This is a genomic window from Mesorhizobium sp. M0001, from assembly GCF_040324255.1.
In the GTDB taxonomy this organism is placed as follows: domain Bacteria; phylum Pseudomonadota; class Alphaproteobacteria; order Rhizobiales; family Rhizobiaceae; genus Mesorhizobium.
This window is the reverse complement of the sequence record NZ_JAMYVS010000003.1, coordinates 567,611-587,580: the sequence shown is the minus strand read 5'-3', so window position 1 is coordinate 587,580 and position 19,970 is coordinate 567,611. Positions and strand designations below refer to the sequence as shown.

Sequence of the window (19,970 nt, the reverse complement as noted above, 5' to 3'; positions counted from 1 at the left end):
CGAAGAGGGACCAGAGGATGAATGCGATGACGGATCTTGGGCTCTATCGCCATCTTGACCAGATGGCGCCGTGGAACGATAGGCTGCAGGTGCTGGAAGTGATCGGCGTCAGCGACGAGGCGCCCGACGTCAAGACCTTCACCTTCCGCTCCGACAACCAGACCTGGTTCCGCTACAAGCCGGGCCAGTTCCTGACGCTGGAACTGCCGACACCGGACGGGCCGCTGATGCGCACCTACACGCTGTCGTCGTCGCCATCGCGGCCGTTTTCGATCGCGGTGACGATCAAGGCGCAGGCCGGCAGCATCGGCACGCGCTGGATGTTCGACCATCTGGTGCCCGGTTCGCATGTCAAGGCCTACGGACCGGCCGGCGACTTCTCGTTGCACAGCCACCCGGCGGCCAAATACCTGTTCATTTCCGCCGGCTCCGGCGTGACGCCGATGATGTCGATGCTGCGCTGGCTGAACGACTGCGCGCCATGGACCGATGTCGGTTTCGTCAACTGCGCGCGGCGTGCCGAAGAGATCATCTTCCGCAAGGAACTCGAACTGCTCGGCGGCCATATGCCCGGCCTGTCGCTCGGCTTCATGATCGAGGAACGTTCCAGCCGCGAAGGCTGGTACGGCCATATGGGCCGCATCGATGCGATCCGGCTGCCCTTGCTGGCTCCGGACTTCCGCGAGCGCGAAATCTTCTGCTGCGGCCCCGATCCGTTCATGCGCGCCGTGCGCGGCATGCTGGATGCCGCCGGCTTCGACATGACGAAATACCATCAGGAGAGCTTTGCCGCGCCTGTGGTGGAGGAAATTCCGGCGCCGTTTGCCTCCCCGGTCGAGGATGGCATCGCTGCACCTGTCGAAGCCGTGACGCCGATCCGCTTCTCGCTTTCGGAGGTCGACGCCGGCTGCGTCGCCGGCCAGACCGTGCTGCAGACCGCGCGCAGCTCGGGCGTGCGGATTCCCGCCGCCTGCGAGTTCGGCCTGTGCGGCACCTGCAAGGTGAAGAAGGTCTCCGGCGAAGTCGAGATGAGCCACAATGGCGGCATCCTCGACCACGAGATCGATGACGGTTTTATCCTTGCCTGCTGCTCGAAACCATTGTCGGCGCTCGAAATCGAGGCTTGAGCCGGTCGACTTCGCCGCAACGGTCGCCGACGCAGGCGTTGTATTCGCGGGTCTTTGTCTTGCCAACCAACGGCCAAGTGATTTAGACGCACTTAGGAAGGGCTTGGCAGACCGTGAAGCCGGCGCATCCCTTCAGGGCGCATGGGACGGGGGACACAGCGATGCAACAGCGGGTCTACGCGGTCGCAAGCAAGGACATCGTTTTCGAATCATTCGATGGCGAAGCCGTCGTTCTCGATCTTTCGAACGGCAAGTATTTCGGCTTTTCCGATTCCGGCAGCCGGGTCTGGCAGGCTTTGTCGTCCGGCGTCGCCACTGAAGCGCTGGTCGGAGCTGCCGCGGGCGCCGCAAAAATAAGCCTGGCCGACCTCGAAAGCTTCGTTGCCCGACTGCTCGATTTCGGGTTGCTTGCGCCAGCCGAAACGCCGGCACAACCGCTTTCGGGCGAGCTGTCGTCTGCGCTTGCTGCCAGCAATGAGCCGCTCAAGGTCGATGTCCATGACGACCTTGCCGATCTCATCATTGTCGACCCGATCCATGAGGTCGAGGAACCTCTCGGCTGGCCGGCGGTGAAACAGGCATAATCGTTTCCCTAAAGCGCGTCGCGTTTGAACGGACTCAGGCGACGCGGTTTAGATCTTTGATTTTATGCATGTCGTCGTCTCAAAACCGGGGCCACCCCGAGCGACATGCATCAGGCGACCCGGCGCAATTCTGGACGCTGAACAACCAACACATGCCTTTGATCACGCTGCAAACCCTGCCGGATTATGCCCGCCATGTGCTGGCGGCCGCGGAAAGCGCCGCCGCCTTCTATCCCGTTGCCGCCAGCGTGCGGTTGCCGGGACTGGACCTGAGTGTCCACCTCGACCATGGCACGCTGGCGGAAGCCATGAGCCATGCCTTCATACCGGCCCCGGAAAATCCGTCTGCATCTGACGGCTGCCGCATTTTCGTCGCCCACCCGGCCATCGATGGCGTCCCCGCCCCGGCCACCTGGGGCCGAGGCGATTACAACCATCATGCCTTTGCCAACCGGCTGGAAGAGGCCGGATTGCGCGGCAGCTACTATCATGACCTCGACTTCTGGCAGTTCCATGATCCGCAACGCCATGTCGGGGCGCAGCTGATGATGTCGGCCGACGCCTTTCCGCCATGGGAACAAGGGGCGCCGCTGCGCGCCTTCCTGCATTGGGAATATGCGGCGCGCGGCATGCGGCTCACCCATGCCGGCACGCTGGGCATCGATGGCAAGGGCGTGTTGCTGGCGGGCTCCGGCGGTGCCGGCAAATCGGGAACGGTCGTCGCCGGCCTGCTCAATGGGCTCGATAGCGTCGGCGACGACTATGTGCTGATCGACCGGACCGAGGGGGTGACGGCCTATCCGCTGTTTGCCACGCTCAAGCAGGATCCGGAGGGCTTCAAGCGGCTGAAGCTGGAGGGTCGGCTAAAGTCGTACCAACCGCTGAACTGGCAAGGCAAGCATGCCTTTCGCATCGACGAGATCGCGCCTCGACCACCTCCTGCAAGTCTGGACATTATTGCTTTGATAGTGCCCCATATCAGGGGAGGTGCGAGAAGCTCGGTCATGCCCATATCGCGCAAGGATGCCATGATCGCCTTGGCCCCGTCAGGAATCGTGCAGATGCCGGGCGAGCGGGAAGCGGGCTTTCGCTTTTTCAGCGAGCTTACCCGCGATCTGCCATGCTACCGGCTGTCGCTGGGGACCGAGCCGCGCGAGATCGCCGGCACGATTGCGGATTTCGTCCTTCGGGGCGCTGCATGAAGTTGAGCATCATTGTGCCGGTGTACAATCGGGAGATCTATGTCGTTTCGACGTTGCGGTCCCTGCTCAGGCAACGCGACGATGCCGATCTCGATATCATCGTTGTCGACGACGGCTCGACGGACAGCTCCGTTGAAGCAGTCCGCGCCATCATGCGGGAAGCGTCGTGCATCCGCCTGTTCCAGCAGGCAAACCAGGGCGTGGCCAACGCGCGCAACACAGGGCTGAGGCAGTTGCTGCCGCAAACCGAACTGGTGTCGTTCCTGGATTCGGACGACGTCTCGCCGGCTGGACGATTCAAGGCTGGCCTACCCCTGTTCGCGGCCGACCCTGCGCTCGAGCTGACCTACTCGCTGATGACGCGCGTCGATCTCATGGATGACGAAGCCCTGCAGCCGGCGCCGGGCGGCGCAGGTCCTACCGTGCGCGGCGTCAGCCTTAGCGCCGGGATATTCCGCAGGGCACTCATCGACCGTACCGGTGCTTTCGACGAGGAGTTCCGGCAGGGCGAAGACGCCGACTATCTGCTGCGCATTTTCGAAACCAGCCCGAAGCACATTTTTCCCGACACCGTCGCGGTATACTACCGGCGCCACCCCGGCAATTTGACCAAGCAAAGGGATGTGGCGGTGCGCGAATATCTGCGTGTGATTCAGAAATCCTTGCGGCGGCGCAAGGCCGATCCGTCGCGGCGCCCGGTCGAGGGGCTTTTCGAGATCAAGCGCCCGGCAGAGTGGTGAAAGAATGAACAGATCACAGCCTGGAATGCGTGCGTGAAGCTGAGCGTGATCATGCCGGTCTACAACCGCGAACGCCATGTCGGCTCGGCGCTGCGCTCGCTGCTGAGGCAGCGCGATGCCGCCGATCTCGACATCATCGTTATCGATGACGGTTCGACCGACAGTTCGGTGGCGGTCGTGCGCTCGCTGATCGCGGAGGCGCCGTGCATTCGCCTTTTCCAGCAGCAGAATGCCGGGGTGACGCGGGCGCGCAACGCGGGCTTGCGGCAATTGCTGCCGCAGACCGGGCTGGTATCGTTTCTCGATTCGGACGACATTTCCCCGCCGGGCCGCTTCAAGGCGGATCTGGCCTGTTTCGACGCAGACCCCACCCTCGAGCTCACCTATTCGCGCATGACGTTGGTCGACGACATAGATGACGATACGCTGGAGCCGACAGCCGACAGCCACTCGGTGACGGTTCGCGGCATTCACCTGTCTCCCGCTATCTTCGTCCGGCGGTTGGTCGAACGCATCGGCAGCTTCGACGAGGATTTCCACCAGGCCGAGGACACCGACTATCTGCTGCGCACTTTCGAAAGCGGGCCGAAATTCACGATGCCCGACACTGTTGCGCTCTATTACCGGCGCCATCCCGGCAACATGACCAGGCAGGCCGATGTTCCTTTTCGCGAATTCATGCGCGCCGTCTACAAGTCGATGAAACGGCGCGAGGCCGACCGCTCCTTGCACCCTGTCGACGGCATCTTCGATTTCAAGGAACTTGCGAATTGGCGTTTCCTGTGATGGCCAGCTACGGCGTCGTCATTCCGGCCTTCAACGCGACCGCCACCATCGCCGAGACGCTGCGATCGGTCGCGGCCCAGACGGTCCAGCCCGACGCCATAATCGTCGTCGATGACGGCTCGACCGACGATACGGTCGCGGTGGTCAATGCGCTGGGCATGCCGGTGCAGGTGTTGCGCCAGGACAATGCCGGACCAGGCAGCGCCACCACCAGGGGCATCGCCGCGCTGGCGACGCCCTTCGTCGCCACGCTCGATGCGGACGATCTGTGGCTGCCGACCAAGATCGAAAGGCAGCTGGAGCATTTCGAGCGGTTTCCCGCGACGGCAGGAGTCTTTGCCCACTGGCGGACGTTTCGCGATGACAAGCCCGATGTGCAACAGGACGTGGCCGTGGCGGGCTGGTCGCGCACGACGATGATGATCCGCCGGGAGGTAGCCGAGGCCGTCGGTCCGATCATCGACCCGCAAGGCGGTCGCGGCGACATGGTCGACTGGATCGCCCGTGTCCGCGAGGCGGGCTTTGCGCTTGCCATGCTCGACGATGTCCTAACCTTGCGCCGCATCCGGCCCGACAGCATGTCCTATGGACGCGACCCCGTGCGCGACCGCGGTTATGTCGAAGTCGTAAGGCTGGCCATGCAAAGACGAGCAGCGAAAAAGGCGAGCGCCGACTGATGGCCAATGCCATGCGCCGTATCGGCCGTCGGTTTCCGGACTATGGTTGGTCATGGCCCACTGGCGGCCTCGACCAGTTGCTGAAGGCCGCATTGCTCCCCGATGAAGAGGCGGCCGGGGCCTATGCGGCGCGCTGGCTCGACGAGAACGATATCGACCATGCTGCTTTCCGCGAGCATCGGCTGCTGGCCGCGATCTCCGACAGGTTCGGCCGCAAGCTCGCTGGGCATCCGGCCTATCCACGTCTTGTCGGCCTGCAAAAGATGCTGTGGACCAAATCGCGACTGGCTGCGCGCGAGGCCGAGCCGGCGCTACAGGCCATGATCGACGCCGGCTGCGCGGTGATGCTTATCAAAGGCGCCAGCCGCATCGCCGTCAACGCGTCGGCGCAGCGCGGCCGGGTGGCGCATGACATCGACATACTGGTGCGCTCGCAGGCCATGATTGCCGCCTTCGATGTGCTTAGCGAACGCGACTGGCAGATCGCCACCGGCGTCAGTCCGCAATATCTGCGCACCAGGCTGGCGTCCTTGCGTTCGATGAATTTTTTCAAGGGCAGTTTCGGCGACATCGACCTGCACCAGCTCGCTTATGACGGGTCGCAGCAAAGCGCGGAAGATGATCTGGCGATCTGGCAGCGGGCGCTGTCAGCCGATTTCAATGGCGTCCGCGTGCTTGTGCCCTCTCCGGCCGACCGCATGGCGCTCGCCATCGCACATGGCGGCCTCGATGCCCACACCCACAGCGACTGGCTGGTCGACTGTGCGGTCGCCATCGAGAGTGGCGCAGTCGACTGGGGCGTGTTCGCCGACATCGTCGCCAAGCGGGGCCTCGCCGTCGCCGCGGCGGTGGCGCTCTCCTATCTCTGCCTGGAGATCGGCATTGCGGTGCCGGAGGCCGAACTTGCAAAGACGATTGAGTTGGCCGACCGCGCCGGCCTGTCGCGCTGGTCCTCGGTGCTGCAGGCCAAGCCGCGCACCGATTTCGGCGGCCTCGTTTGGCTGTCGCGCGGCTTTGCCAAGCAGTTGCGCCTCAAACGCAAAAAGGGCCGCCTGCAGCAGCCGACGCCCGCCGTCTGGCGCGGCAGGCCGACATTGCGCAAGGCAAGAGCGACGTCGGCGCCGTTTGCACTTTCCCAGCCCCTGCCGCGTCCGGACAGGACTGGAGCGATGGTGCTGGACGTCACCGTCAGGATCGTCGTTCCACCAATCCGGCGCCGCATTGAGATGGAAATCAATGCCGGCGGCGGCCATGTCGCCCGCCTGCGTTCCATGGTGATCAGCCGCGCCGGCGGCGGACGTGTGCTGCGCTTTCGCGGCAAGGTAACGGTGGACGACACCGGCCGGCCTCTGGTGATCGAGGCACGGCCATCGCGCCAGTTCCGCAACTGGGACAATGAGGCCGAAGTCGCCGCCTATGGCGCGCTGCCGTTCCAATTGCTGTCGGCAAGGTTTTCACCCACCTGAGAGCGGGTGGCTGTTTCCATGAAACGGTGAACCACTGTGGCCCTCTCAGACGCCATAGCGCTCGGTGCGGATGATTTCCGCTGATATGCCGGCGTCGATCAGCGCCTGGGCAGCCGCCGAGACGAAGGCGTTCGACCCGCAGACGAAGGCGAGCGCCGGCGGCCGCGGCAGCCGCGTGAGCGCCTGCATGACCATTGCCGTGTCGATGCGCCTCGAATAGTCGGACGGGCGCCGTACGGCCTCGCGCGTCAGCGTCAGCACCAGCTCGAACCCGTCGCCGCGGTCGCCGAGACCGATCAGCTCGTCGCGGAAGATCACCTCGTCCCAGACCCGCACCGAAAACATCAGCGCCACCGGCACCGCCGATTTGCGCAAGGTTCGATGCCGCACCATCGCCATCAGCGGCACCACGCCGGAGCCGCCGCCGACCAGAAGCAGCGGCCCGCCATCCCAATCGGACCAGACGAAATGGCCGCCGAGCGGCCCGCGCAGTTCGATCTCGTCGCCGACCGCGGCGATGTCGTGGAAGAAGGGCGAGACTTCACCGTCGTCGAGCTTCTCGATCGCCAGCTCGATCGTGGCGCCGCTCTCCGGCGCCGAGGCGATGGAATAGGAGCGGCGCGCCTGGTAGCCGTCAGGCGCCGTCAGCCTGACGTCGACATGCTGTCCGGCGCGATAGGCGAATGGCCGTGACAGCGCGAAAAAGAAACTGGTGACGCGTGGCGTCCGCTTTTCGATCCGGGTGATTTTCGCCGTCTGCCAGGGAGATTGCGGCGCTTCGCTCATGGATCGCCGCTATAGCGCTGCTCGCGCCACGGGTCGCCATAGATGTGATAGCCGCGCAATTCCCAGAAGCCCGGCTCGTCGCGCTCGGTGAACTGCAGCCCGTTCAGCCATTTAGCCGATTTCCAGAAATAGAGATGCGGCACCAGGAGCCGCGCCGGGCCGCCATGGTCGGCAGTGATCGGCTTGCCTTCATAAAGCAGCGCCACCATCGCCTTCCCCGCGGTGAGATCCTTGGCCGGCACGTTGGTGGTATAGCCGTCATAGCCATGCGCCAGCAGGAAGCCGGTCGGCGCTTCGATGCCTGCATCGGCAAGGATGTCGTCGACCAGCACGCCTTGCCAGGCGGTATCGAACTTGGTCCAGGCGGTAACGCAATGGATGTCGCGCGTCATCTTGGTCAAGGGCAGCGCGTTGAACTCGGCCCAGTTCCATTTCTTGATCCGGCGCGGCCCGTGCTTGAGCGTGAACGACCAGTCCTCGGTGCGCACGCGCGGCGTCGGCCCCGCCGACAGCACCGGAAAGCCCTGTTCGAGATACTGACCGGGCGGAATGCGCGCATCGGTCTCCGTCGGAGGCTTTCGACCGGAGGAAAAACCGCGAGTGACCATCGGACTGTCCGTTTTTAGCAGGCCATTGCCGGCCTGCCGTAATGTTCTCGAAGATGTCGCGGCGGGCAACAGGAATTTTGGCGGGGCCGTGCGGCAGGCCTGCCGATCGTTCAGCGAGCCCGCCGCATCATGACTCAACCGGCGGCGAAGGGTACGGCGACGAAGATTTGCGCGTCGCCCCGGTCGACCAAAAGCAGCACCGACTTCCGGCCCGATCTGCCGGCCTCGGCGATCGCCTGGTTGGCTTGCCGCGCATCCCGCACGGGCGACCGGTCGACGGCGACGATGACGTCGCCCGGCTGCAGGCCGGCATTGGCAGCTGCCTTGTCCGGATTGACGCGCTCGACCACGGCGCCACGCTGGTTCCAATCCCAATGTCGTCAGAGGCCTCCGGTGCGCCTGAGATAGGCTGTGGCGATCTCGCGCATCCGGTTGCCGTCGAAGCTCGGCCCATGGCCGCCATGGCCGAGGCGAACAGGCAGGTCAAGGAGCCGCTGCATGGTACGGCGATAATCAGGCCGGGAGGAATCCGGCAGGTCGTCGATCAGCGTGGAATCGTAGATGGCGTCGCCGGCAAAGAACAGGCCGTCTGCCTCGTCGAACAAAGCGATCGAATCCGGCGAATGTCCGGGCAGATGCAGGACGCGGAACTGCCGGTCGCCGAGGTCGACGATGTCGCCCTCGTCCAGCGTGCGCGTCAGCGGCGCCGGCGGAATCTTGTAGTCGGCCGCCGTCCAGCCCGGCGCCGGCAATTTCGAAACGGCGCCGTCGAGATTACAAAACATGTAGGCGTAGGTCACCTGATCGTTCATGGTCTCGAAATGCTCGGCACTGTGCCGCGGCCCGGCGCGCAGCGGAAACTCGTGCAGCGAGCCGACATGGTCGAGATGGATGTGGGTGGCGACAACGATGAGCGGCTTGCCCTCGGGCGTGTCGATCTCAGGCGCCAGCGGGCAGATGCCCATGCCGGTGTCGACCAGCAGGTCGGCGTCGCGTCCCCTGAAATGCCAGATGTTGGCGCGCACGAAATCATGCACGAACGGCTCGGTCAGCATCGTCGTGCGGTCGTCGATGATCGTCTTGCCGAACCAGTCGCCGACAACGCGCTCGCCACCAAAACGGGTGCCGCCAAAACGGCCGCCCATCAGACGAAGGGCTTTCCCACCTTGTATTTTTCCGGCACCAGCCGCTTCAGGTAAGCCATGCCCGCTTCCGACAGCTGGTTGACATCGGGCTTCATGAAATCGTCGGGCATATGGCGCGTCTTGCCGGCGACGTTCTTCAGCGGCACCTTCTTCAGCAAGGTTTTCGTGCCGTCATATTGCAGCGCCACCGAGCCACCGCCTTCGCCGGCAACGGCAACCGCGAAGGCGCCGGCGTCGAAAGCCTCCTGCGCGTCGACGGCACTGATCGAGCCGACATAGCCGCGCGGCATGTAGCCAAGCGCATCGACGCGGGCGCGCTTGCCCGGCAGGCCTTCGGCGAGCGCACGTTCCAGAGCTGACGGCAGGTCGCTGCCCGACAGTTTGACGTTGCCATGCGCGTCGCGCTCGAGCTTGTCCGGCGGCACCAGGCTTTCGACCAGCGCCTTGCCGTCGGCGGTGCTGACACCTTCGGAGACGGCGACGATGCAGCGCTTGTGGCGGTCGAGCGTGGCGCGCACGTCGTCGATGAAACCGGCGGCGGAGAATGGCCGTTCCGGCACGTAGACCAGATGCGGGCCGCTGTCGGGATCGAGCTGCCAGGCTGCAGCCGCCGCGGTGAGGAAGCCGGCATGCCGGCCCATGACGATGCCGACATAGATGCCGGGCAATGCGCGGAAATCGAGATCGACGGACAGGAAGGCGCCGGCGACGAATTCGGCCGCCGAGATGAAGCCCGGCGTGTGGTCGTTTTCCTCGAGGTCGTTGTCGATGGTTTTTGGCGCATGGACGAAAGCGATGCTGCCGCCGGCGGCGTCGGTCAGGATCTGCTGCGTGCCCGACGTGTCGTTGCCACCGATGTAGATGAAAGCGTCGGCGCCGGCCTTCTTCAACCCGTTGAGGATGACTTCGCAATAGGCAGCGTCGGGCTTGTCGCGTGTCGAGCCGAGCGCGGCACTCGGCGTGCCGGCGATCAGCCGCAGCCGGTCCTCGGGGATGGCGGAGAGGTCGACATAGTTGCCGTCACGAATGCCGCGCACGCCGTGGAGCGAGCCCAGCACCTTGGCGCCGGGATGGCGCTTGCGGACTTCCAGCGTGGCCCCGACAACCGTCTGGTTGATGACGGCGGTCGGGCCGCCGCCCTGTGCGATGACAAACGTTCCAGCCATGCTCGATCTCTCCCGGCGCTGTGGTTTTCAAGGCACCTTGGCCTAGCTTGCCGCATCGCGCAACGGGAGTTTCCAGCGGCGCCAAACCGCCGCACAGGATCAGACGACCACGACCGGGTTCTTCTTGGAAACGCGGCTGTAGAGGTCGATGATATCCTGGTTGATCAGGCGCACGCAGCCCGACGACATCGCCTGGCCGATGCTCGCCCATTCCGGCGAACCGTGTATGCGGTAGCCGGTGTCCTTGCCGTCCTGGTAGATGTAAAGAGCGCGTGCGCCGAGCGGGTTGGTGAGGCCACCGGGCTGGCCGTTTTGCCACTTCACCAGTTCCGGCTTGCGCTGGATCATCTCCGGCGGCGGCGTCCAGGTCGGCCATTCCTTGCCGTACTGGATGTTGGCGCGGCCGGACCAGCGGAAGCCGTCCTTGCCGATGCCGACGCCGTAGCGGATGGCGTCGCCGCCCTCCTGCACCAGATAGAGCTTTCGCTCCTGCAGATGGACGACAATGGTGCCGGGCGCCTCGCCGGTCTCGTTGACGACGATCTGGCGGCGGAACTCCGGCTTGACCTTCTGATAGGGCACCGCCGGCACTTCGAAGCCGCCATCGTTGAGCGAAGCGTACATGACATCGGGGCCGGTGACGTTCTTGTCGACGCTGATCGCCGGACGGATCGGCCGCACCGAGCCGGTGACCGTGTCATCCAGCTGGAATTGCGGCAGCTCGAGCGTCGAAGTGCTGCAGCCGGCCATGCCGAGCAGCGTCATGGCGCCGGCCCCTGACAGGACGAAGCGGCGGGAATAGAGATGTTCGGTCTCGTTTGCGTCGCCATTTGCTGGCGGCGTCACATTCTGCGGCAACTCACGCATGCACCCAAACCCTACGCTGTCGGCGGGAAACACGGTCCGGCCGGATAGCAGGCAGTTTCGCCAAACATGGTTGAAAAAGGGTGAAGGCCCAACGACCGGTCTTAAGCCTGTGCCGCCAATAGCCGCAGCGATCTGGCGAAATGGTCCGCCGTGCATTTTTGGGAGAGGGCTCTTTACATTCCTCCGCACACGAGGATTTATCCTTTTCTTTGCGCTCAAGGAGACAAAGATGTCGTTCGAAAACTGGGCCGCCTTCGCCGCCGCCTCCACCGTCCTGCTCATCATTCCGGGCCCGACCATTCTTCTGGTCGTGTCCTATGCGCTGGGCCAGGGCTGGCGCACTGCCTTGCCGATGGCCGTCGGCGTGGCGCTGGGCGACTTCACCGCCATGACCCTGTCGATGCTGGGCATCGGCGCGCTGCTGGCCGCGTCGGCGACCGTGTTCACCATTCTGAAGCTGATCGGCGCCTGCTATCTGATCTATCTCGGGGTAAAACTGTTTCGCGCCGGCGGCGCGCTCAAAGCCGAACCACGCACAGATGCCGTCTCGGCCGCCAAGATGATGGCGCACGCCTGGCTGGTCACCGCACTCAACCCGAAGAGCATCACCTTCTTCGTCGCCTTCCTGCCGCAGTTCCTCAACCGGGAAGCCGATTTCTGGACACAGATGCTGATCTTCGAAGCGACCTTCCTGGCGCTCGCCTTCGCCAATGCCTTCGGCTACGCGCTGATCGCGGCGCGCGCCCGCAACGTAGTACGCAACCCCAAGGCGATCCGCATCTTCAACCGCACCGGCGGCACGCTGCTGGTCGGCGCCGGCATCGCCACGGTGGCGATGCGCTCGGGCAATTAGGAACTGCGGAGCATCAGGGCCGATATGGCAGTAAGAGATCCATTCGGCCTAATGTTTTCGGGCGCGACCGAGGCCGGGTTTTCACCCTACAGCCAGGCCGTGCATGAATTGCAATGCTTCGTCGGCGACCCGGTCGGCTCCGTTGACCGCGCCATATCGGCGGATCCCGGTTTCGTCATGGCGCATGTCTTCAAGGGGTATCTGTTCGGCCTCGCCACCGAACGCGAGGCAACGGCGGTCGCCCAGGCATGCCATGCTGCGGCACTGCCGCTTGCCGCGACGCCGCGCGAACAGGCGCATGTGGCGGCCCTTGGCCACCTTGCCGCGGGACGCTGGCATGACGCCGCGCGCCTGCTCGAAGATATCGCCATCGACAACCCGCTCGACGCGGTGGCGTTGCAGGTCGGCCACCAGATCGACTTCTTCACCGGCAATGCCCGCATGCTGCGCGACCGTATCGGCCGCGCGCTGCCGTCCTGGCAGAGCGGCATGCCAGGTTACCACGCCATTCTCGGTATGCAGGCCTTCGGTCTGGAGGAGATGGGCGACTATATCAGAGCCGAAAGTTTCGGCCGACAGGCGATCGAGATCGAGCCGCGAGACGGCTGGGCGCAGCATGCGGTCGCCCATGTCATGGAGATGCAGAGCCGGCAACGGGACGGCATCGCCTGGATGCGCGCCAACCCCGAGGCGTGGACCAAAGAAAGCTTCCTGCAGGTGCATAATTGGTGGCATCTCGCGCTGTTCCACTACGATCTCGGCGAGACCGATGAGGTGCTCAAACTCTATGACGGGCCGATCTATGGCGAGCGTTCGACGCTGGCGCTGAACATGGTCGACGCCTCCGCGATCCTGTGGCGGCTTTATCTCGGCGGTGCCGATGTCGGCGACCGCTGGGCAGCGCTCGCTGCCAACTGGGCGCCGAAGGCTGGAGCCGGCAATTACGCCTTCAACGATGCGCATGCGATGATGGCATTCGTCGGCACCGGGCTGGAAGGGCCGGCCAAGATCTTGCTCGAAGCCCAGCACGAGGCGATGCGCGGCAGCGACGACAACGCCGCCTTTACCCGGGATGTCGGCCAGCCACTGACGGAAGGCATCAAGGCATTCGGCGAGGGCAATTACAGCGAAGCGGTGCGCCTGATTCGACCGATCCGCGCCATTGCCCATCGCTTTGGCGGCAGCCACGCCCAGCGCGATGTGATTGATCTCACGCTGATCGAGGCGGCGTTGCGCGCCGGCGACCCAGCGCTTGCCCGGGCGTTGACGGCCGAGCGCGCACTGGCCCGGCCGGACAGTCCGCTTTCGGCGCTGTTTTCGCAACGCGCCGCCAATTTGTCAGAGAATTGACCCGCGGCGGATCTTGTTTTAAAAAATGGCAAGCCAGATTTTTTCGAGACCCGAAAAAATTAATGGGAGGAATGCATGTATCTCGGCCTCGATCTCGGCACGTCGGGCGTCAAGGCGCTGTTGATCGATGCCGGGCAGAAGATCATCGGCTCCGGCCATGCTTCGCTTGACGTATCGCGGCCGCATCCCGGCTGGTCCGAACAAAACCCCACGGACTGGATCCGCGCCTGCGAGACGGCCATTGCCGAGCTGAAAGCCTCGCACCCGAAAGAGCTTGCCGCGGTCAAGGGCATCGGCCTTTCCGGCCATATGCATGGCGCCACCTTGCTCGATGCCGGCGACCAGGTGCTGCGCCCCTGCATTCTGTGGAACGATACGCGCAGCCACGCTGAGGCCGCCGCGCTGGATGCCGACCCGCGCTTTCGCCAACTCACCGGGAATATCGTCTTCCCCGGCTTCACGGCGCCGAAACTCGCCTGGGTGAAGAACAATGAGCCCTCCGTCTTCGCCAAAGTGGCGAAGGTGCTTTTGCCGAAGGATTTCCTGCGGCTGTGGCTGACCGGCGAGCATATCTCAGAAATGTCCGACTCGGCCGGCACCTCCTGGCTCGATGTCGGCAAACGGCGCTGGTCCCCCGAGTTGCTTGCGGCGACATCGCTCGACGAAAGGCAGATGCCGTCGCTGGTCGAAGGCACGGAGAAGGCCGGAGCCTTGCGCGCCGAACTGGCCGCCAGCTGGGGCATAGCATCGGGCACCCCGGTTGCCGGCGGCGCCGGCGACAATGCTGCTTCGGCCTGCGGCATGGGCACGGTCGGCGCCGGCCACGCTTTTGTGTCGCTGGGCACATCTGGCGTGCTGTTTGCTGCCAACGCTTCCTACCTGCCCAATCCGGCAAGCGCGGTGCACACCTTCTGCCATGCCCTGCCCAACACCTGGCACCAGATGGGGGTCATCCTGTCTGCGACCGATTCGCTGAACTGGCTGTCGGAGATTTCAGGCAAGAAGGCCGGCGAATTGACCGCCGAACTTGGCGATGTGCTGAAAGCGCCGAGCGGGGTGTCGTTCCTGCCCTATCTCTCGGGCGAGCGCACGCCGCACAATGATTCCGCCATTCGTGGGTCCTTCACCGGACTGGCGCATGAGTCGAGCCGCGCGGTGCTGACGCAGGCCGTGCTTGAAGGCGTCGCCTTCGCATTCCGCGACAGTCTCGAAGCCTTGAAGACCGCCGGCACGGATTTGACGCGGGTGACGGCAATCGGCGGCGGCTCGCGCTCGCGCTACTGGCTGAAGGCGATCGCTACGGCGCTGCAGGTGCCCGTGGACATTCCGGCCGACGGCGATTTCGGTGCTGCCTTTGGCGCGGCGAGGCTTGGTCTGATCGCGGCGACAGGGGCTGATCCGCTGGCGGTGTGCACGGCGCCGAGGACGGATGCGACGATCGAGCCGGATGCTGCGCTTGGCGGGGCGTATGCCGATGCGTACCAGCGCTACCGGGCGCTATACCCGGCGATCAAAGGCATGACCGCGTGAGTCGGCGCGAGGCACCCCCCTCTGCCCTGCCGGGCATCTCCCCCGCAAGGGGGGAGATCGGCAGCGTCGGCGGGTATGCCAGTCTTGTAAGGTGGGTGATTAGCGAAGGCGTGGATGCCAGCCAATCTCCCCCCTTGCGGGGGAGATGCCCGGCAGGGCAGAGGGGGGTGTCTCGCGCCACCCTTAATCGATCACTGCGCCGGCACCTTGTCCAGAAACCCGGTGACGCTCTTCAGGCGCCCATTTTCGACAACACCGATATCGGTGCCTTCGATAACCGACGGCACGCCTTCCGGCCCAAGATTCCACGAGAAGCGGATGCGGTCGCCAAACCCGTCCGGCGTACCCTTCAGCGAGAACCGGAAGCCGGCGAAGCGCTGCTGTACGCCGTCGATCAGCCCAGCAACGCCGGCGTGGCCGTCGCCCTGCATGAGCGGATCGCGGTAGCTGACGTCTTCGGTGAAGGTGGCCTTGAGCAGTTCGGCACGGCGATCCGCATCGGCCTCGTTCCAGGCGGTGATGTAGTTCTGGGCGATCGTATTGAGGTCGGTCATGGTCTGTCTCCTTCGTTGAGTGGCTTTGACACGAGGCTTTTCACCCCAAGCGAGAGCGAAACCAATTACGCCTGAGGTAATCAGGGTGAACTATTCGAGAGAGGACAGAAATCATGAGCAGCGGATTTTTCGGCGACATCAAAGCGATCAAGTATGAGGGGCCGGATTCCACCAATCCGCTGGCCTACCGCTTCTACAATCCCGACGAGGTGGTGGCCGGCAAACGGCTGGAAGACCATCTGCGCTTCGCCGTCGCCTACTGGCATTCTTTCGCCTGGCCGGGCGGCGATCCCTTTGGCGGCCAGACCTTCGACCGGCCCTGGTTTCCCAAGGCTGGCGGCGTCGACACGATGGAACTGGCCAAGCTGAAAGCCGACGTCGCCTTCGAGATGTTCTCGCTGCTCGGCGCGCCCTATTTCTGCTTCCACGACGCCGACGTGCGGCCGGAAGGCAAGGATTTCTCCGAAAGTGCCGCGCGGCTCGACGAGATCGCCGACTATTTTGCCGCCAAGATGAAGAAGACCGGCGTCAAGCTGCTCTGGGGCACGGCCAACCTGTTCTCCAACCGCCGCTTCATGTCGGGCGCCGCCACCAATCCCGATCCGGATGTCTTCGCCTATGCGGCGGCGACGGTGAAAAGCTGCATCGACGTCACGAAGCGGCTGAAGGGCGAGAATTATGTACTGTGGGGCGGGCGCGAGGGCTATGAAACGCTGCTCAACACCGATCTTGCCCGCGAGCAGGAGCAGGCCGGGCGCTTCCTCAGTCTCGTCGTCGACTACAAGCACAAGATTGGCTTCAAAGGCACGATCCTGATCGAGCCGAAGCCGCAGGAGCCGACCAAGCATCAGTACGACTACGACGTTGCCACGGTCTACGGCTTCCTCAAGCGCTTCGGGCTGGAGAAGGAAGTGAAGCTGAACATCGAGCAGGGACACGCGATTCTTGCCGGCCATTCCTTCGAGCACGAGCTGGCGCTGGCCAATGCGCTCGGCGTCTTCGGCTCGATCGACATGAACCGCAACGACTACCAGTCGGGCTGGGACACCGACCAGTTCCCCAACAATGTGCCCGAGATGGCGCTGGCCTATTACCAGGTGTTGCAGGCCGGCGGCTTCAAGACCGGCGGCACCAATTTCGACGCCAAGCTGCGCCGCCAGTCGCTCGACCCGCAGGACCTGCTGATCGGCCATATCGGCGGCATGGATTCCTGCGCACGAGGCCTCAAGGCAGCCGCCAAGATGGTCGAGGACAAGGCGCTGTCGGGTCCGCTGGCCGAGCGCTATGCCGGTTGGAACACGGCCGAGGGCAAGGCGATGCTGTCGGGCAAGCGCTCGCTGGAAGACATCGCCGAGCGCGTGGTGAAGAAGAAGATCGAGCCGCAGCCACGCTCCGGCCGCCAGGAGTTGCTGGAAAACATCGTCAACCGCTACGTCTGAGGGCGGAAAGCCGATTCGTTGTGCTCAAGGGTGGCTGGATAACATTCCGGCCGCCCCGGAATGGGGTTTGCGCAAGACCCTATCCGACGACAAGGGTTTGCCCTTTGGCGCCCCTCAATGACCTCGCTCCTGCCTTCAAACTGCCGTCACGTATCTCGTATAAGGATGCGGTTGTGGCGGGTGAAAAGGAAGGAGGCGAACCGATATGCAGCATGAACGCGAAATCGACGCCCTGCTCTCATCCGGCGAGACCGGATCGATCATCGACCGGCTGATGGCGCTGCCGCGGCCGACCGACAGCGTGAAAAACGAATGGGATCGTGCTGTCAGCAGCCGATTTGAAGTCCGTCTGGCGAGGCAGATCCGCTCGCAGATGGACGCCGGCTGCGAACGACAGAACGCAGCCTGATCTCCCTTTGTCTGTGCATGTCGTTATCCCAAAACCGCGACACACTTTTGGGCGACATGCATCAACCTCGGCGCAGCCTGACCGGGGCTTCGCCGAACGCTCTTGAAAACGCTCTGGAAAATGCCGCGGCGGACGAGAACCCCGTCCGCCCGGCAATATCCGCCATGGCGATTCGCGTGTCGACCACCAGCCGACGCGCCGCGCCCAGCCGCAGCCTGAGATAATATGCGCCCGGCGTCTCGCCGATCGACTTGCGAAAAATGCTCTCCAATGTCCGCGCCGTCACCCCGGCGCGTTTTGCCACCGCGTCGATGGTCAGCGGCTGGTCGACATGCGATTCCATCAGCCGGATAGCCTGCGCCAGACGCGGGTCGTAGCCGTCGAGCCGGCCGAGCGAGACCAGCGGCTGCGCGTCGGTCGCGGCGCGCGCCTGGTCGTAGATGAAGACGCTGGCGACATCGAGCGCGATGGCCATGCCGAGCCGGGTGCGGATCAGATGCAGCATCAGGTCGAAGGTCGGCGACGCCCCGCCCGAGGTGAACACCGGTCCGTCGATGACGTAGCGGTCCGGACGCACGTCGACGCCGGGAAAGGCGGAGGAAAAATCCTCCATGTCTTCCCAATGGGTGGTGGCGCTGCGGCCTTCGAGGAGGCCGGCGCGCGCCACCAGCCATGTGCCGGCCTCGACGCCGCCGCAGGCGCGAGCCGCGCGGGCCGCTCGCCGTAATCCGGAAAGCAGAGCCGATGTCGCGTAATTCTGGGTGCCGAAGCCGGCGACGACGACAAGCACGTCGGTCGGCTCGGCCGCATCGAAGCGGCCCCTGACCGCCACCGGCAGGCCGCATGTGGTGACCGGCGCCTCGCCGGTGACCGAGACCAGTTTGAAATCGAACAGCGTCTCGCCGGAAATGCGATTGGCGGCGCGCAGCGGGTCGACGGCCGACGCCACGCACATGATGGACGAGCCTGAAAACACCAGCAGCGTCACCTTGAGCGGCGATCGCTCGGCGCGAAAGATGGTCGGTTTTTCGCTTTTGATCATGAGAGCTTCGTAAATCGCAAAACAGTTTCCAGCAAGTCGGGCATTGTTGGGTCTGTTTCTATGGGAGGAGATGTCCATGCCGCTCGCGATGAACCGTGAGGTTTTCATTACCTGTGCCGTGACCGGGTCCGGCGGCTCGCAGGACCGCTCCCCGCATGTGCCACGCTCGCCCAAGCAGATCGCCGATTCGGCGATCGATGCGGCCAAGGCCGGTGCCGCCATCGTCCACTGCCATGTCCGCGACCCCGAGACCGGCAAGCCGCGCCGCGATGTCCATCTCTACCGCGAAGTGACGGACCGCATCCGCGCGGCAGAAGTCGATGTGATCCTGAACCTGACCGCCGGGATGGGCGGCGACATGGTGTTCGGCTCACCGGAAGCGCCGCTGCCGCTCAATGAAAAAGGCACCGACATGGGCGGCGCCACCAACCGCATGGAACATGTGCGCCAGTGCCTGCCGGAAATCTGCACGCTGGATTGCGGCACCATGAACTTCGCCGAGGCCGATTATGTCATGACCAACACGCCCGGCATGCTGCGCGCCATGGGCGGCATGATGACGGCGCTCGGCGTCAAGCCGGAGATCGAAGCCTTCGATACCGGCCACCTCTGGTTCGCCAAGCAGCTGGTCGAAGAAAAGGTCTTGAATCCCGACGCGCTGGTGCAGCTCTGCATGGGTGTGCCGTGGGGGGCGCCGGACGACCTCAACACCTTCATGGCCATGGTTAACAACGTGCCGTCGACCTGGAACTGGTCGGCCTTCGCCATCGGCCGCAACCAGATGGCCTATGCAGCCGCTGCAGTGCTCGCCGGCGGCAATGTCCGCGTCGGTCTCGAAGACAATCTCTGGCTCGACAAGGGCGTGCTGGCCACCAATGCGCAGCTGGTCGAGCGCGCCGCCAGCATCGTCACCAATCTCGGCGCCAGGATTTTGGGGCCGGAGGAAGTGCGCAGGAAGCTCAACCTCACCAAGCGGGCGCCGATCGCAGCGGCTGCTTAAGACGGGAGCGGATCATGGCTACCGTCAAATTCACTGCGATGAAGGATGGCGACAGGCAAGACTATGAGTTCCTGACCGCCCATGAGATCGACTATGCCGCCAGGACCGGCGAGCGGCTGCTCGACGCACTGGTGCAACTCGACGAAGGCCTGTCGGGCTACAAGATCACCAGGCTCGGCCATTCGCTGCAGGCGGCGACGCGGGCCTGGCGTGACGGCGCCGACACCGACTGGATCGCCTGCGCGCTGCTGCACGACATCGGCGACATCTACGCTCCCTACAATCACGACGAATACGCCGCCTCGATCCTGAAACCTTTCGTGCGCGAGCAATGCACCTGGGTGGTGGAAAAGCATGGCGACTTCCAGCGGCTCTATTACGCGCATCATCTCGGCGGCAACCGCCATGCTCGCGACCGCTTCGCCGGCCATGCCTATTTCGACGATTGCGACCAGTTTTGCGAACGCTGGGACCAGTCGAGCTTCGACCCGGACTACGACACGCTGCCGATCGAATTCTTCCGGCCCTTCGTGCTCGAAGTCTTCGCCCGCAAGGCCTACGACCCCTCCGTGATCCGCTCCGGCGAGCGCGTGCCTCTCATCGACCCCGAAACCGCCAAGACAAGAACCGGAGCCTGAC

General features: G+C 64.3%; 21 protein-coding genes and 1 pseudogene. 14 read left to right on the top strand and 8 right to left on the bottom strand.

The genetic code is table 11. The annotated features are described in order from the left end of the window. The first annotated feature begins 26 nt into the window (after nt 1-26). The 7 genes from NKK50_RS12665 (at nt 27) to NKK50_RS12635 (ending at nt 6,582) form a co-directional block, all read left to right on the top strand. Nucleotides 27-1,127, top strand: coding sequence for an FAD-binding oxidoreductase (locus NKK50_RS12665; protein ID WP_023690258.1), 1,101 nt, complete (start codon nt 27-29; stop codon nt 1,125-1,127). A 161-nt stretch (nt 1,128-1,288) separates the two neighbouring features. Next, on the top strand, nt 1,289-1,711 hold the full coding sequence (locus tag NKK50_RS12660; RefSeq protein WP_023696905.1) for a PqqD family protein: 423 nt from the start codon (nt 1,289-1,291) through the stop codon (nt 1,709-1,711). Nucleotides 1,712-1,863: 152 nt separating this feature from the next. Beyond that, entirely contained in the window at nt 1,864-2,913 is a 1,050-nt protein-coding gene (locus NKK50_RS12655; protein WP_352511112.1) for a serine kinase, read from the top strand. Continuing rightward, nucleotides 2,910-3,653, top strand: a complete 744-nt coding sequence (locus NKK50_RS12650) for a glycosyltransferase family 2 protein (RefSeq protein ID WP_023725908.1) — start codon at nt 2,910-2,912, stop codon at nt 3,651-3,653. The genes NKK50_RS12655 and NKK50_RS12650 overlap by 4 nt, the downstream gene beginning before the upstream one ends. A gap of 33 nt (nt 3,654-3,686) precedes the next feature. Next, nucleotides 3,687-4,439 (top strand): glycosyltransferase family 2 protein, encoded by a 753-nt coding sequence (locus NKK50_RS12645; RefSeq protein ID WP_023684291.1) that lies wholly within the window; start codon nt 3,687-3,689, stop codon nt 4,437-4,439. Further along, a complete protein-coding gene (locus NKK50_RS12640; protein ID WP_245260052.1) occupies nt 4,424-5,116 on the top strand; it encodes a glycosyltransferase family 2 protein in 693 nt (230 codons plus the stop codon). The genes NKK50_RS12645 and NKK50_RS12640 overlap by 16 nt, the downstream gene beginning before the upstream one ends. Then, complete coding sequence (locus tag NKK50_RS12635; protein ID WP_023819471.1) at nt 5,116-6,582, top strand: nucleotidyltransferase family protein; 1,467 nt, start codon at nt 5,116-5,118, stop codon at nt 6,580-6,582. The genes NKK50_RS12640 and NKK50_RS12635 overlap by 1 nt, the downstream gene beginning before the upstream one ends. A 45-nt stretch (nt 6,583-6,627) precedes the next feature. Here NKK50_RS12635 and NKK50_RS12630 read toward each other — a convergent pair whose 3' ends face one another. The 6 genes and pseudogenes from NKK50_RS12630 to NKK50_RS12605 all read right to left on the bottom strand — a co-directional run bounded on the left by NKK50_RS12630 (nt 6,628) and on the right by NKK50_RS12605 (nt 11,154). After that, nucleotides 6,628-7,368, bottom strand: a complete 741-nt coding sequence (locus tag NKK50_RS12630) for an FAD-binding oxidoreductase (protein WP_352543507.1) — start codon at nt 7,366-7,368, stop codon at nt 6,628-6,630. Then, on the bottom strand, nt 7,365-7,976 hold the full coding sequence (locus NKK50_RS12625; RefSeq protein WP_023696910.1) for a sulfite oxidase-like oxidoreductase: 612 nt from the start codon (nt 7,974-7,976) through the stop codon (nt 7,365-7,367). The genes NKK50_RS12630 and NKK50_RS12625 overlap by 4 nt, the downstream gene beginning before the upstream one ends. Before the next feature lie 134 nt (nt 7,977-8,110). Further along, nucleotides 8,111-8,341, bottom strand: a pseudogene (locus NKK50_RS12620) (PDZ domain-containing protein); the annotation flags it as partial. Between the two features lie 15 nt (nt 8,342-8,356). Next, nucleotides 8,357-9,121 (bottom strand): MBL fold metallo-hydrolase, encoded by a 765-nt coding sequence (locus tag NKK50_RS12615; RefSeq protein WP_031196287.1) that lies wholly within the window; start codon nt 9,119-9,121, stop codon nt 8,357-8,359. Continuing rightward, entirely contained in the window at nt 9,121-10,287 is a 1,167-nt protein-coding gene (locus NKK50_RS12610) for a diphosphate--fructose-6-phosphate 1-phosphotransferase (protein ID WP_023707783.1), read from the bottom strand. The genes NKK50_RS12615 and NKK50_RS12610 overlap by 1 nt, the downstream gene beginning before the upstream one ends. A 99-nt stretch (nt 10,288-10,386) precedes the next feature. Then, on the bottom strand, nt 10,387-11,154 hold the full coding sequence (locus tag NKK50_RS12605) for a L,D-transpeptidase (RefSeq protein ID WP_023668871.1): 768 nt from the start codon (nt 11,152-11,154) through the stop codon (nt 10,387-10,389). A gap of 229 nt (nt 11,155-11,383) precedes the next feature. Here NKK50_RS12605 and NKK50_RS12600 point away from each other — a divergent pair, with 229 nt between their 5' ends. The 3 genes from NKK50_RS12600 (at nt 11,384) to xylB (ending at nt 14,887) form a co-directional block, all read left to right on the top strand. Then, the gene (locus NKK50_RS12600; RefSeq protein ID WP_023696914.1) at nt 11,384-12,007 is read left to right on the top strand and encodes a LysE family translocator; all 624 of its coding nucleotides are present in this window, start codon (nt 11,384-11,386) and stop codon (nt 12,005-12,007) included. A 24-nt stretch (nt 12,008-12,031) separates the two neighbouring features. Continuing rightward, the gene (locus NKK50_RS12595; RefSeq protein WP_023703619.1) at nt 12,032-13,357 is read left to right on the top strand and encodes a tetratricopeptide repeat protein; all 1,326 of its coding nucleotides are present in this window, start codon (nt 12,032-12,034) and stop codon (nt 13,355-13,357) included. 75 nt (nt 13,358-13,432) lie between these two features. Further along, a complete protein-coding gene (xylB, locus tag NKK50_RS12590) occupies nt 13,433-14,887 on the top strand; it encodes a xylulokinase (RefSeq protein ID WP_352543506.1) in 1,455 nt (484 codons plus the stop codon). A 191-nt stretch (nt 14,888-15,078) separates the two neighbouring features. On the opposite strand, the gene NKK50_RS12585 is transcribed toward xylB, so the two are convergent. Continuing rightward, entirely contained in the window at nt 15,079-15,441 is a 363-nt protein-coding gene (locus NKK50_RS12585; protein ID WP_023745168.1) for a nuclear transport factor 2 family protein, read from the bottom strand. 113 nt (nt 15,442-15,554) lie between these two features. Here NKK50_RS12585 and xylA point away from each other — a divergent pair, with 113 nt between their 5' ends. Next, complete coding sequence (xylA, locus tag NKK50_RS12580; RefSeq protein WP_023684279.1) at nt 15,555-16,880, top strand: xylose isomerase; 1,326 nt, start codon at nt 15,555-15,557, stop codon at nt 16,878-16,880. 205 nt (nt 16,881-17,085) lie between these two features. Then, complete coding sequence (locus tag NKK50_RS12575) at nt 17,086-17,289, top strand: hypothetical protein (protein ID WP_352543505.1); 204 nt, start codon at nt 17,086-17,088, stop codon at nt 17,287-17,289. 61 nt (nt 17,290-17,350) lie between these two features. Here NKK50_RS12575 and NKK50_RS12570 read toward each other — a convergent pair whose 3' ends face one another. Beyond that, the gene (locus NKK50_RS12570; RefSeq protein ID WP_352543504.1) at nt 17,351-18,331 is read right to left on the bottom strand and encodes a GlxA family transcriptional regulator; all 981 of its coding nucleotides are present in this window, start codon (nt 18,329-18,331) and stop codon (nt 17,351-17,353) included. 76 nt (nt 18,332-18,407) lie between these two features. Between NKK50_RS12570 and bcoG the strand changes: the two genes are divergently transcribed. Then, nucleotides 18,408-19,331: a 3-dehydrocarnitine:acetyl-CoA trimethylamine transferase BcoG gene (gene bcoG, locus NKK50_RS12565; RefSeq protein WP_023668863.1), complete on the top strand. Its 924-nt coding sequence runs from the start codon at nt 18,408-18,410 to the stop codon at nt 19,329-19,331. Nucleotides 19,332-19,345: 14 nt separating this feature from the next. Next, entirely contained in the window at nt 19,346-19,969 is a 624-nt protein-coding gene (locus NKK50_RS12560; RefSeq protein WP_027049243.1) for an HD domain-containing protein, read from the top strand. Nucleotide 19,970 lies beyond the last annotated feature (1 nt).

Bases quoted from the DNA above. Each gene is read 5' to 3' on its own strand.
- xylB (WP_352543506.1), top strand. From the start codon at position 13,433: ATGTATCTCGGCCTCGATCTCGGCACGTCGGGCGTCAAGGCGCTGTTG.
- NKK50_RS12615 (WP_031196287.1), bottom strand. From the start codon at position 9,121: ATGGGCGGCCGTTTTGGCGGCACCCGTTTTGGTGGCGAGCGCGTTGTC.
- NKK50_RS12595 (WP_023703619.1), top strand. From the start codon at position 12,032: ATGGCAGTAAGAGATCCATTCGGCCTAATGTTTTCGGGCGCGACCGAG.
- NKK50_RS12575 (WP_352543505.1), top strand. From the start codon at position 17,086: ATGCAGCATGAACGCGAAATCGACGCCCTGCTCTCATCCGGCGAGACC.
- NKK50_RS12655 (WP_352511112.1), top strand. From the start codon at position 1,864: ATGCCTTTGATCACGCTGCAAACCCTGCCGGATTATGCCCGCCATGTG.
- xylA (WP_023684279.1), top strand. From the start codon at position 15,555: ATGAGCAGCGGATTTTTCGGCGACATCAAAGCGATCAAGTATGAGGGG.
- NKK50_RS12600 (WP_023696914.1), top strand. From the start codon at position 11,384: ATGTCGTTCGAAAACTGGGCCGCCTTCGCCGCCGCCTCCACCGTCCTG.
- NKK50_RS12625 (WP_023696910.1), bottom strand. From the start codon at position 7,976: ATGGTCACTCGCGGTTTTTCCTCCGGTCGAAAGCCTCCGACGGAGACC.
- NKK50_RS12570 (WP_352543504.1), bottom strand. From the start codon at position 18,331: ATGATCAAAAGCGAAAAACCGACCATCTTTCGCGCCGAGCGATCGCCG.
- NKK50_RS12650 (WP_023725908.1), top strand. From the start codon at position 2,910: ATGAAGTTGAGCATCATTGTGCCGGTGTACAATCGGGAGATCTATGTC.
- NKK50_RS12605 (WP_023668871.1), bottom strand. From the start codon at position 11,154: ATGCGTGAGTTGCCGCAGAATGTGACGCCGCCAGCAAATGGCGACGCA.
- NKK50_RS12560 (WP_027049243.1), top strand. From the start codon at position 19,346: ATGGCTACCGTCAAATTCACTGCGATGAAGGATGGCGACAGGCAAGAC.
- NKK50_RS12610 (WP_023707783.1), bottom strand. From the start codon at position 10,287: ATGGCTGGAACGTTTGTCATCGCACAGGGCGGCGGCCCGACCGCCGTC.
- NKK50_RS12665 (WP_023690258.1), top strand. From the start codon at position 27: ATGACGGATCTTGGGCTCTATCGCCATCTTGACCAGATGGCGCCGTGG.
- bcoG (WP_023668863.1), top strand. From the start codon at position 18,408: ATGCCGCTCGCGATGAACCGTGAGGTTTTCATTACCTGTGCCGTGACC.
- NKK50_RS12630 (WP_352543507.1), bottom strand. From the start codon at position 7,368: ATGAGCGAAGCGCCGCAATCTCCCTGGCAGACGGCGAAAATCACCCGG.
- NKK50_RS12635 (WP_023819471.1), top strand. From the start codon at position 5,116: ATGGCCAATGCCATGCGCCGTATCGGCCGTCGGTTTCCGGACTATGGT.
- NKK50_RS12660 (WP_023696905.1), top strand. From the start codon at position 1,289: ATGCAACAGCGGGTCTACGCGGTCGCAAGCAAGGACATCGTTTTCGAA.
- NKK50_RS12585 (WP_023745168.1), bottom strand. From the start codon at position 15,441: ATGACCGACCTCAATACGATCGCCCAGAACTACATCACCGCCTGGAAC.